The sequence below is a fragment of the Verrucomicrobiia bacterium genome (genome assembly GCA_035946615.1).
In the GTDB taxonomy this organism is placed as follows: domain Bacteria; phylum Verrucomicrobiota; class Verrucomicrobiia; order Limisphaerales; family UBA8199; genus DASYZB01.
This window is the reverse complement of sequence record DASYZB010000056.1, coordinates 17,767-29,849: the sequence shown is the minus strand read 5'-3', so window position 1 is coordinate 29,849 and position 12,083 is coordinate 17,767. Positions and strand designations below refer to the sequence as shown.

General features: G+C 58.3%; 8 protein-coding genes. All 8 read left to right on the top strand.

The window, feature by feature from the left end; genetic code table 11:
• The first annotated feature begins 378 nt into the window (after positions 1–378).
• Positions 379–1,101 (top strand): hypothetical protein, encoded by a 723-nt coding sequence (locus VG146_09345; GenBank protein ID HEV2392554.1) that lies wholly within the window; start codon positions 379–381, stop codon positions 1,099–1,101.
• 1,194 nt (positions 1,102–2,295) lie between these two features.
• A complete protein-coding gene (locus VG146_09340) occupies positions 2,296–3,438 on the top strand; it encodes an ABC transporter permease (protein HEV2392553.1) in 1,143 nt (380 codons plus the stop codon).
• Between the two features lie 31 nt (positions 3,439–3,469).
• Positions 3,470–5,350 carry an SPFH domain-containing protein gene (locus tag VG146_09335; protein ID HEV2392552.1) on the top strand — a complete coding sequence of 627 codons (1,881 nt, stop codon included), beginning with the start codon at positions 3,470–3,472 and terminating at the stop codon, positions 5,348–5,350.
• Positions 5,351–5,360: 10 nt separating this feature from the next.
• Positions 5,361–6,272, top strand: coding sequence for a protease modulator HflC (locus VG146_09330; protein HEV2392551.1), 912 nt, complete (start codon positions 5,361–5,363; stop codon positions 6,270–6,272).
• Positions 6,273–6,277: 5 nt separating this feature from the next.
• Positions 6,278–7,360, top strand: a complete 1,083-nt coding sequence (locus VG146_09325) for a protease modulator HflK (GenBank protein ID HEV2392550.1) — start codon at positions 6,278–6,280, stop codon at positions 7,358–7,360.
• Between the two features lie 5 nt (positions 7,361–7,365).
• Positions 7,366–9,387: a cation-translocating P-type ATPase gene (locus VG146_09320; protein HEV2392549.1), complete on the top strand. Its 2,022-nt coding sequence runs from the start codon at positions 7,366–7,368 to the stop codon at positions 9,385–9,387.
• A gap of 3 nt (positions 9,388–9,390) precedes the next feature.
• Positions 9,391–10,611, top strand: a complete 1,221-nt coding sequence (locus VG146_09315; GenBank protein ID HEV2392548.1) for an ABC transporter ATP-binding protein — start codon at positions 9,391–9,393, stop codon at positions 10,609–10,611.
• Between the two features lie 49 nt (positions 10,612–10,660).
• A complete protein-coding gene (locus tag VG146_09310; protein HEV2392547.1) occupies positions 10,661–12,046 on the top strand; it encodes a hypothetical protein in 1,386 nt (461 codons plus the stop codon).
• Positions 12,047–12,083 lie beyond the last annotated feature (37 nt).

Sequence of the window (12,083 nt, the reverse complement as noted above, 5' to 3'; positions counted from 1 at the left end):
TGATATATTCCCATTCCTCATCAGTGAGGTCGGTCGGATAGTGAGTTGGATGCATTTGCATCCAATTCATTTATAGCACTTCGATTCCTTGTACAATAACGTTAAAGTGGAAAATCAGCATTTTTAAAACACGCTCTTAGGCATATGCCGGCGTGCCCTAGCACCTACCCCCGATCTGCTCTTGCAGACGGTCGCCCACGCCCGGGTCCTTGCGCCTGTGCCCCCAAACGCACACTTCTTTCCTCATCCCGACAACGTACAATCTATTACTTCAGGTTACGATTTCCCCCTTGATCCAAAGTGGAAAATCTTCGATGATCCTCTTTTGACGCGTGACCCGCAATTCGAGGAATGACTCACTTCCGTCTAGGATAAAGTGTGCGCACACATAATGAGATTGATGGTTTCTCTCGAACCGACCTTAGCGCGCTGATTGTGCTGGCAGGCATTTTCGCTGTGGTGCTTTGGTCGTTTTTCCGCCAGAGGCCGTCAATGCCCGACCGCGCCATGTGCGTAAATAATCTGAAACAAGTCGGCTGGTCTTTTCGTATTTTCGCAAACGATCACGACGGAAAGCTTCCGACGCAATTGCCTTTGCGCAACGAGGGCCCAGCAGGCTCTCGCACCTTCGCCGAGCCCGTCTGTTACTTTCTTGCCGCCACCGGCGAATTGAGCACGCCGACGCTTCTGACGTGCCCCGCGGACACGCGCCTGCGCGTGAGAGATTGGCAGACGCTAAGCAATGAGAACTTGAGCTATTTCCTGAGCCTGAACGCCGCCCTCACGATGCCGAACGCGATCGTGGCCGGGGACCGGAACCTCCTTGTTTCAGGGCGAGCGGTGGGCTCCGGCCTCTTGGACCTTACGACAAACACGGCGATAAGCTGGAGCAGGGCGATGCACAGCAAAGGATGCGGTGCGCCTTGCGGCAACCTGCTCCTCACGGATGGCTCGGTTGAAACCGTGAAGGCGTATCTCCAGGCCCGCACGTGGACAGCCAGGCGCTACTTGCTTGGTGGCCCAGAAAAAATCCTCCCAGAAGACCTGCCGCGCGTCGTCAGCAACCAAGGCTTGCTCACAAACCGCCTTTCGATACCTTGAATAACAGGATCTCTTATTGGTTCATTCCTCCTCTACTGCTTTGTGCTGCATGGATTGCGGGGCTCTGCGATTGGTCTGCAGGTGCGAGCACAGGCATCTTTCCGACCGCCTCAGGGTTCCAAACAACGCCCGCGTATCGAAAAACGGCTATCGAGGTAATGCTGTGCGAAGCGAACCTATACGCCCGGCGGCTGCGCCTGCCCGAAGCCCTTCCCATCACGAGCAATTCTGTGACGGAAATATATGTTATGCCGCCGAAGGTAGCGCGCCGCATTGGTGGTATTGGCACCCTTCACACCACAAATTACGCATACGCGTTCGCCAGAAGCAACCACCTGACATATATCACCCGCCTGGTTAGCTTACCCCTCCGCCACCGCCTAGACCCGGTTGACTCAGCCCAAAAACCGGGGTCAACCCGAGTCAACCGGAGTTAACAGGGCCTATTCGCGGATAACGTCGATCCCGCTCAGACTGCCCTTAACGAATGTAGGTCGAATGAAGGTAAATCAAACCAAATCCAACCAAATGAAGCCAATTCGCGGATAAAGGTGCCCCCCATCGCTCCAAAAATCCGGTCAACTCGGTAAAGAAGTGGTAAAGTGAACGCCCCACCGTGCCACCCGGGGATTCCGTAACAATCCCGCTAAACAAGAGTTCACGCATTTCCACTCTCACGCCCAGTGGCATTGAATTGGGCGGGCGAGGTCAGAATGAAAGGACATCCAAAAGCGGTAGAGGACTGGCGCACTCCAAAGCGCTAGAGCGACTTCCCGCGCTGTTCTGCGCGGAGCGTCTTGGACTGCGCCAGTCTCTGGCGCTTTTAGGCCGCATCTTGCGTAAAATAGAAAACAGAGGTGCCAACACGATGCCACATCGGGATTTTCCAAAGCCGCTCACTGGAATATGCAGTATGCGCTGTTGATTCTTCAACGCTGCCTCGGAAAACCTCTGTTTCTCTGTTTCCTCATGTTCCTGTCTGAATGGTTACGGCTTAGGCATATGCCGGCGTGCCCTAGCACCCACCCCCGATCTCCTCTTGCAGACGGTCGCCCACGCCCGGGTCCTTGCGCCTGTGCCCCCAAACGCACACTTCTTTCCTCATCCCGACAACGTACAATCTTCAAAGTTGCATTATCAGATTGCTTTCACCTCCGCGATTCATACCATGACATGCTTGATTGATTAGGTAGGATGCGACAGTTCATTACCATCGCCAGTAACGCGTTTATGGAACTGGTTCGCCAGCCGGTGTTTCTGCTGCTCATGACCGGTTCGGCGGCTTTCGAAATCTTTTTAGCCACACCTTACTACTTTGCCTTTGGCGATGAACCTAAGCTCGTCAAAAACAGCGTCCTGGCCGTTATGCTCCTGGCCGGCTTGTTCGGCGCCGTCCTTAGCGCCTCAGCCTCACTTGCCCGCGAAATCCGTACCGGCACCGCCCTGGCCGTCCTCTCCAAACCCATTGGCCGCGCCCAGTTTCTCCTGGCAAAATATGCCGGCCTCTGCGCCGCACTGGGCTTGCTGACCTACGTCAACCTGCTGGCTGCGCTGCTTACCAGCCGCATGGCCTTTGACGCCTACGGCTCCACAGACCTCTTTGCCCTTGGCATCTTTGCCCTGGCCGTGGTCCTGGGCTATCTCATGGCCGGTTTCAGCAACTTTTTCCTCCGCCGTCCCTTTGTCTCCGACGCCGTCCTGTGCACCTCGCTCATGCTGTCGCTGGCCTTTATTGTCATTAACTTCTACACCAAAGAAGCCAAGCCCCAGGCCTTCGCCACCGGCATCGATTGGCGCATGGTCCCCGCCGGCATCCTGGTCCTGTTTGCCCTCTGGATTCTGGCCGCCCTCGCCCTGGCCTGCTCGACTCGCCTCGATATGATCCCTACCCTGGCGGTTTGCTCAGCCCTCTTCCTCCTGGGCACCATGTCCGATTACCTCTTTGGCCGGCGTGCCGACCCCGTCTGGCGTTATGAAATGGAACTCGAATCCGGTCCCGGAACCTGGTCGGAAAGCCAAAAGGCCCTCCTGCGCGAGATAGTCAAAAAATACGACAAAAACCACGATGACGTCTTGAACGCCTCCGAGCGCGCTGCTATCAGCCCCGAGGACAAGGCCCGCTTGGCCAAAGCCGGTATGGGCGGCGATTGGCTGGCTTGCGTCCTTTACACCATCACCCCAAATTGGCAGCTTTTCTGGCTCGCCGACACCCTGGCGTCGGACAAAGGGGCCGTCCCCTGGGATTATGTCGGAAAGGGCTTCGCCTACGTGCTCGCATATGTCGGCGCCGCCCTGGCGGGGGCAATTGTCTTGTTCGAAGAACGGGAGTTGGGCTGATCTGCCGCATGAATTAATCAGTTTGCATTAAATGGAACGAAGCATACAGAAAAACGGGCTGGTCAATCTCCTGATCCTTTTTGCCATCGGGGTTGCCGCTTTTGTCGTCAGCCGCTATTCCAATTCCCTCGCCGGCCTGGTCTGTGTTCTCTTCCTTAGCCTGGGCGTCCTGGTGGCAGCCCTGAGCTGGTTCCAGATGCGCCTCGAACAAAGCGAGCGCCTCGAGAAAATGGAACTCGACGAGCTGGCCCGCACCCATGGCACTTCGGCCCTCTTTGAGGCTAAAGACGCCGAGGTCTTCCCGGCCCAGCGCTCGCGCGAACAGTTCGAGCGCTTCTTCATCCCGGTATTTACGGTGCTGATTTGCCTCATCCAGGCGGGCGGCGCTTATTTCTTCTGGCGCTGGCTCTCCCGCACCACCACCCAGGTCGAACTCAAGCAGCCCATGGCCGGCTTGTTCCTCTTTTTCCTCTTTGCGCTGGTCCTGTTCCTTCTGGGCCGCTTCTCGGCCACGTTCGCGCGCCTTGAAAACCAGCGGCTCCTGCGTCCGGCGTCCAGTTACCTGCTGCTCAATGCCGTCCTCTGCGCTGTTGTTGGCGGCGGCATTGTGGCTGTCCAGGCAGGGTTTCCAAGAGGCGATTTGTATGTCGCCTATGGCCTTTGCGCCCTGTTGGCCGTCGTCTCGGTTGAAACCCTTATTGCCCTTGTCCTCGAGATTTATCGGCCGCGCGTCAAAGGCAAAATCCAACGCCCGCTTTACGAAAGCCGGTTAGTCGGGTTATTGGGCCAGCCTGAGGGCCTCGTTACCACCGCCGCCCAGGCCATCGATTACCAATTCGGCTTCAAGGTCTCCGAAACCTGGTTCTACCGCTTCTTCGAACGCGCCCTGGTTTGGCTGTTGCCGCTCCAAATCCTTTTGCTCCTGCTCTCCACTGGCGTGGTCGTTATCGAGCCGGGGGAACAGGCCCTGCTCGAACATTTCGGTAAACCGGCCGAAAACCGGACCGTCCTCAACCCGGGGCTCCACCTGAAATGGCCTTGGCCCGTCGATCAGATTTACCGCTTCCGCACAGACCAAATCCAAACCTTCGACGTCGGCTTCACCCCCGACCCTCAGGCCGCAGCAGGCCGGGCCGTCCTGTGGAGCATGGCTCACAGCAAAGAATACAATTTCCTGGTCGCTAATCACCAACCCAGTCTGGTCACCGATACCAACCAGCCGGCCGGCAAACGCACCCCCCCAGTGAGCCTCCTGACCGTCAGCATCCCCGTCCTGTACCAGATCACCAATATCGTCGATTGGGAGTACAATAACGAGGATGCCCCCGCCCTCCTTCAGGACCTCGCTACTCGCGAAGTCGTCCGCTACCTCGCTGCTGTGGACCTGAGCGAGTTGATGTCTTTTGGCCGCCAGGAAGCGGCCCAATCCCTCCTGGACAGCATGCAAGCTGCCGCTGATGACCACCAACTCGGCGCGCGCATTGTCTCTGTTGGTCTCGAAGACATCCATCCTCCGGTCAAAGTCGCTCCCGACTATGAAAAAGTCGTCGGCGCTACCCAAACCAAGATCGCCAAAATCCTCGCTGCTCGCGCCGATGAGATTCGCACCAATGCCCTTTCGGGCGCCCAGGCCCTCACCATTGTCAACCTGGCAAAAGCCGAGAGCGTCTCCCGCGTCAGCGGTGCCTTCGCCCAGGCCGGCCTCTTTACCAACCAAATCCCTGCCTTTACCGCTGCGCCCTCCGTTTATATCCAGCGGGCTTATCTGCAAACATTTGTCCGCTCGACCGCCAACGCCCGAAAATACATCTTGCTCACCACCAATACCCACGATGTCATGGTCTTTGACCTCCAGGAGTCCATTGCCAAGGACCTCCTCAACCTGAACGTGCCCAATCCTAAGAATAAATGACCTTTTTGAAATGAAACGCAATCCTCTCATCCTCGCCATTGGCATCCTGCTGATCCTGATTGTCGGCCTGCTGCTTTTTGTCTTTCAAGTCCGCAAGTCCGAGGTCGTTGTTATCACCACCTTCGGCAAACCCACTCGCGAAGTCTCCGCCCCAGGGCCTCACCTCAAACTCCCCTGGCCCATCGAGAGGGTCCATCGCTTCGACCAGCGCATTCAGAATTTCGAAGACAAATTCACCGAGGGCCTCACGGCTGACAGCTTCAACCTCCTGACCTCCGTCTATGTCGGCTGGAAGATCACCGATGCCCGGGCTTTCTTTCCTCGCTTCGCGGGCAGCTCCGAACCCATTCCCGAAGCCGAGCGCGTCCTGGACATTATGCTCAATAACGACAAGATGATTGTCGTCGGCAAACATCCCCTGGTTGATTTTCTCTCGCCTGCCTCCGAAGGCAACAAATTCATCGGCATCGAAAAAGAAATTCTGGGCCTCATTCAATCGCAGGTCCTTTCCAACCATTACGGCCTGGAAATCCAGTTCCTCGGCATCAAAAAACTCGGCTTGCCCGAGAATGTCACTGCCCAGGTCTTCGACCGCATGCAATCCGAGCGCAAAGTCCTCGCCGATGCCCTCCAGTACGAAGGCGAAGCCGATGCGCAGAAAATCCGCTCTGAGGCTGACCGCAAGGCCTCCGAGGTCCTGGCTACCGCTGAAAGCCAGGCCACCGAGATTCGCGGACGCGGCGAAGCCGAAGCCGCCAAATCGCTGCACGTTTTCCAGCAGAACCCCGAACTGGCCAACTTCATTTTCCGTCTCAATGCCCTCGAAGGCTCCCTCAAGGACCGCTCGATCCTCATCTTCGACCAGCATACCCCGCCCTTCGACCTGTTCTCCGGCGTCTCGACCAATCTCTTGACCAGGTAAGTTCTATGCCCGAGCAATTACTTCCTCCCGACGAACACCGCCTCCCGGAAACACCGGTGGACGCCAGTTCCCAGGCCCTGGCCGAGGCCCTGCGCAGCAGCTTTGGCGTCGTCAAGTTCGTCATGGTCCTGCTGGTCTGCCTCTTTCTGGCCTCCGGCTTCTTCACCGTCCAGCCTCAGGAACGCGCCATCATCGTGCGCCTGGGCAAACCGCTCGGCGAAGGCGAGAAGGCCCTCCTGGGACCCGGCTTGCACTGGTCCTTTCCCTACCCCGTCGACGAATACCTCAAGGTCCCCATCACCGCCGTCCAGCAAACAACCACCACCATCGGCTGGTACCATATTACCCCTGAAGAGGTCGCCAGCGGCGCTGACCAATACTCCCTCCCGGTCTCCCAGCCTATTAATCCCCTCGTCGATGGCTACGTCTTGACCGCCGACAAAAATATCATCCACTCCAGCGCCACCCTCACCTACCATATCTCCGACCCCATCAGTTACATTTTCAATTTCGCCAACGCCTCCAATGCTGTCCAAACTGCCCTGGATAACGCCCTCATCTACTCCGCCGCTCAATTCAATGTCGATGACATCCTCACCCGGGACGTCGCCGGGTTTAAAGAAGCCGTCCGCAAACGCATCGCCCAATCGGTTGAAGATGAAAAACTCGGCATCGTCGTCGAAGACTGCACCGTCAAAAGCCGTCCTCCGCGCCAGTTGCAGGACGCTTTCAAAAGCGTGCTGGATGCCGAGATCGCTCGAGGCAAAACCCTCAATAGCGCCCGCAGTTATGAAAACCAGGTGACCAATCGCGCCAGCGCCGATGCCCAATCTATCGTCAATTCCGCCGACGCCGACCGCGTCCGCCTCGTCAATGATGTCAGCAGCCAGGCCGACCGGTTCAATGAGATTTTGCCCAAATTTCGCGCAAACCCTGTTCTCTTCACGCAGCAACGCCTGATGGAAACCCTCGCGCGTGTCCTCACTAATGCGCAGGATAAAATCCTCGTTTCCGAGGGCGCCCCCGGCAATCCCAAGGAGGTCCGGCTGCTGATGAATCGCGAAATGCCCAAGCCCAAAACCGATTAAATCCCATGCAAGTTACATCCTTGTTGAGCCACCACGAACATGACCACGACGAGTCCTGCTCGGTTTGCGGCCATGACCACGAACATGCCCCCGTCCGCCTTTGGCAGACCTTGGTTGGCGTGGTGTTTATCACCAATGCCTTTATCGTGGATTGGTTCTTCCAAGAGGGCCATAACATCGCCAGCGCCAGCGCCTTTCTGGGCGCCATTATTCTTGGCTACCCCATCATCGCCACCGCCATAAAGGACATCTATCGCGGCGTCCTGAGCATCAATGAACTGGTCGCCATCGCGGTGCTCGCCGCCTTTGCTACCAGCGATTATAAAACCGCCGGCGTCGTTGCCTTCTTCATGCTCATGGGCGAAATCATCGAAACCCGCACCGCCGAAGGCGCCCGCGCCTCTATCGAGTCCCTTATCAAACTCACCCCCACCAAGGCTCGCCGCATTACCCCGCAAGGCGAGGAGGAAGTGGCCGCCAGCGATTTAGCCGTCGGGGAAACGATTCGTATCCGGCCAGGTGATAACGTCGCCGCTGACGGGGTGATCGTCACCGGCCAGGGCTCCTTTAATCAGTCCACCATCACCGGTGAATCCTTGCCGGTCGATAAAAAACCGGGCGATGAGGTCTTCGCCGGCACCCAGAACTTGACCGGCGTCCTCGAAATCAAAGTCAGCCGCGCCGGGCAGGACACCACGTTGGGCCGCGTGCGGGAACTGATCCTGGCGGCTGAGAAGACCAAGCTGCCCATCATGAAAATCGTGGACCAGTACATGGGCTTTTACACTCCGCTCGTCCTGGTCATCGCCGCCCTGGTCTGGGCCTTTACTCGCAGGCTCGACAATGTCATTTCCGTCCTCATCTTTAGCTGTCCCTGCGCCTTCATCCTGGCCACTCCCACCGCCATGGTGGCTGCGCTCTCTGCCGCGGCCCGTCTAGGCATCCTCATCAAGAACGTCGGCGACATCGAGCTGGCCGCTAAAATCAATGCCTTCGTCTTTGATAAAACCGGCACTCTGACCACCGGCGAACTGGCTGTCAGCCGTCTGGCGCCTCTGGGCGAAACCAAGCCGGCCGAACTCCTTCGCCTTGCCGCCTCCGCCGAAAAATACAGCAACCATCCCACCGCCAAAGCCTTGGCCCAGTTGGCCACTCAGGCCGGCGTGCCTCTGGTCGAACCCAAAGACTTCTCCGAAGCCGCTGGCCGAGGCATCCGGGCGCAAGTCAACGGCTCGATGGTTCTCGTTGGCCGCGCTCAATGGCTTCAAGACAACGGGGTCAAGGAGGACTTTCTCAAGTCAGTGGACCTGAAGGAAACCGAAGGCTGGAGTCTCATCTTCGTCGCCGAAAGTGGCCGCTGCATCGGCTGGGTCGGGCTTCAGGACCAAACCCGCGCCGACGCCCGCGAATCTCTGGCCGATCTCAAAGACAATGGCGTGCGCCGCATCTCGATGATCTCTGGCGACCGCCAGGCCGTCGCCACACGCGTTGGCCAGGAAATCGGGTGCGAGGAAGCCAAGGGCGAGTGCCTGCCTCAAAACAAAGTCGAATTCGTCCGCAGCGTCAAAGCCAAGGGGTATAAAGTGGCCGTGGTAGGCGATGGAGTGAATGATGCCCCCGCACTGGCTGCCGGCGATATCGGCATCGCCATGGGCGCCGCGGGGAGCGAAGTGGCCATCCATAGCGCCACCATTGCCCTCATGAATAATGACCTGCGCCGTCTGCCCTTCCTGGTCAAGCTCTCCCGCAACACCCGCACCGTTATCAACCAGAATTTCCTGTTCGGGCTCGCCTTTATTATCGGCGGCATGACCATGTCGGCCCTGGGCAAAGTCCCCCCGGTATTCGCTGCTGCGATGCACACCACCGGCTCACTCATTGTCGTCTTCAATAGCGCCCGCCTCGTTCGCAAGGGCGAGGAACTCGAACATTATCATCCCCAGCCAGTTGCCCCGCAGCCCCCGGCGCCGCCCGCGCACCCGGCGGCTGCCACTCCACAGCCGCAATTAGCTGTTACCACGGCCTGACCTATGAACGGCGCTAAACCAATGACCACCCTCGAAGCTCCACGCTCAGATGACGTGGTCGTTAGTGTCCGCGCTCTGACCAAGGTCTTTAAAGATTTTTGGGGCCGGCCCAAGGCGCGGGCCGTCGATAACGTCGATTTCGATGTGCATCGCGGCGAGGTCTTCGGCTTGCTGGGACCCAATGGCTCAGGCAAATCCACTACCGTCAAGTTGCTCCTGGGTTTGCTCCATCCCACCAAGGGGCACATTCGCGTTTTTGCCCATTCCCCTCGACATGTCCCTACAAAATCACGCATCGGCTACCTCCCCGAGGAATCCTATCTCTACCGCTATTTGAATTCACGCGAAACCCTCCAGTTTTTCGGCAACCTCTTCGAATTGCCCAAGAAAGACCGGCAAGGACGCACCGAGCAGTTGCTCGAAATGGTCGGCCTCAGCCAGGCCCACATGCGCGCCGTCGGCGAGTTCTCCAAGGGCATGCAACGGCGCATTGGCCTGGCCCAGGCCCTCATCAACGACCCGGACCTGGTTATCCTCGACGAACCCACTGCCGGCCTGGACCCCATCGGCTGCAAGGAAGTCAAAGACCTCATCGTCGCCTTGGCCCGCAGAGGCAAGACCGTCATTCTCAGCAGCCATCTGCTCGCCGATGTCGAAGACGTCTGTGACCGGGTCGTAATCTATTATGGCGGAAAAATCCAGGCGATGGGTACATTGAAAGAACTCCTCGCTACTCCCGACGCCATCCGCATCACCACCCCTACCCTTCCCAGGGAGACGATGGAGCGCGTCCTTGAATTGATTCGCAGAGATGTCGCCCAAGACCGCGTCCGCATTGATACTCCCAGCCAAAATCTCGAAAGCTATTTCCTCCAGGTCGTCCAAAACGCCCGCCGCGCCGCTGCCGAAACCTCCGGCGCCATGTCCGGCGCCCGCGTTGCCGCCTATCTCCGAGGTGATGACCAAACCCAAGCCGCCGGCGATAAGCTCCTCGAACGCCTGGCCGCCCCTGAGCCGGCCCAGCCCGGTCCCCTCTCTGTGCCCATGCCAGCGCCCACCGTTGACGAGCAAAAATTGGCCGCCCTGAGCAAACCCAGCGAATCGCCCGCAACATCTCCCTCCACCGCCCCAGCCCCGCCCCTCCAGGTCCCTGCGGAACTTGAAAAGGCGAACGAAAAACTCGCTGCGTTGCTGGGCAAACCCGATGGCAAAGGCCCGCTCTGATTGCGTAACTGACTCGATTCGACTACCTTTTTTAAGGAATTCAAGGACCATGCAGCCCCTCTTGGCTATCACTTGGCTCACATGGAAGGCCGCCATCCGCTTCCGGCTTTTCCTGGTGGTGGCCGTGCTGTTGCTGGCCTCTGTGGTGGGGTTGCCTTTGCTGATCAAAGACGACGGCACCGCGCGCGGCTTCACCCAAATCCTGCTGACCTATACCCTAACGACCATCACTGCTTTGCTGGGCTTCTCAACTCTTTGGCTCGCCTGCGGCACCTTGGCGCGCGACATCGAAGATTGCCAGATGCAGGTCGTCGCCGTGAAGCCCATTTGCCGCTGGCAAATCTGGCTTGGCAAATGGCTCGGCATCGTCTCGCTCAACGCCGCCCTGCTCGCCATTTCCGGCGCTGGCCTCTACGCCCTGTTGCTCTGGCGCGCCGCCCACTTGCCCCCCGCCGAGCAGCGCGTCCTGCGCAACGAAGTCCTCGTCGCCCGCGGCTCGGCCAAACCCCCTAGTGTGGATTATGAAATCGACAAGCAAACCGACCAGCGCCTCGAAGAGCGCTTGAGCAAATATCCGCTCGACCGCTACGACAAAGTCGAGCTGCGCAAGCAAATCCGCGAGCAGGTCAAGGCCGAGTACCAAATTATTCCTTCCGGCTATTCGCGCGAATGGAAAGTCGATCTCGGCCTTGCCCGTCATTTCCTGGCCGATAAGCCCCTTTACCTGCGCATCAAATTCAATTCCTCCGAGAAATACGCCACCGGGACGTTCAAGGGGCTCTGGGCTGTGGGGGCTCCGCGCGAGACCAAACTTTGGGGCAGCCAGGTCATGAGCCTGGCCCAGGATACATTCCATGAATTCCAAATCCCCCCCAATCTTTTCGATCAAAATGGGGTCCTGACTATTAGCTTCTTCAACCCCAATGACGCCACCTTGCTCTTCCCGTTGGAAGATGGCATCGAGGTCCTCTACCCCGAAGGCAGTTTCGGAATGAACTTCGTCCGCGGCCTTGGCATCATCTTTTGCTGGATGGCCCTGCTGGCCGCCGTGGGGCTTGCCTCCGCCACCTTTTTGTCCTTTCCGGTTGCCGCTTTCTTCTCGCTCAGCTTGTTGGGCATCGTCCTGTGCAGCGGCACCATGGCCAACGCCGTCGATGAAGGCACTGTGGCCGGTTGGAATGCCGAGAAAAGCACCAAGGGCTGGACTCCCGCTGATATTGTTATTATCCCCACTTTCAAAGCGGCGCTGAAGGTCATCAACCTGGCAAAGGATTTTTCTCCTGTCGATTCCTTGAGCACGGGCCGGTGCATCACCTGGACAGAGCTCGGGCTGGCCTTTGGTCAAATCGTCCTGTTGCTGGGCGGCATCAGCGCCCTGTTTGGCATCGTCATCTTTAACCGCCGGGAATTGGCTACCGCCCAAGGAACCCAATGAAGGCGGCAATTCCAGAAGCTCGCGATTTCCGCCGGCC

Coding starts and splice junctions, on each gene's coding strand:
- VG146_09340 (HEV2392553.1), top strand. CDS start 2,296: ATGCGACAGTTCATTACCATCGCCAGTAACGCGTTTATGGAACTGGTT.
- VG146_09335 (HEV2392552.1), top strand. CDS start 3,470: ATGGAACGAAGCATACAGAAAAACGGGCTGGTCAATCTCCTGATCCTT.
- VG146_09330 (HEV2392551.1), top strand. CDS start 5,361: ATGAAACGCAATCCTCTCATCCTCGCCATTGGCATCCTGCTGATCCTG.
- VG146_09325 (HEV2392550.1), top strand. CDS start 6,278: ATGCCCGAGCAATTACTTCCTCCCGACGAACACCGCCTCCCGGAAACA.
- VG146_09320 (HEV2392549.1), top strand. CDS start 7,366: ATGCAAGTTACATCCTTGTTGAGCCACCACGAACATGACCACGACGAG.
- VG146_09315 (HEV2392548.1), top strand. CDS start 9,391: ATGAACGGCGCTAAACCAATGACCACCCTCGAAGCTCCACGCTCAGAT.
- VG146_09310 (HEV2392547.1), top strand. CDS start 10,661: ATGCAGCCCCTCTTGGCTATCACTTGGCTCACATGGAAGGCCGCCATC.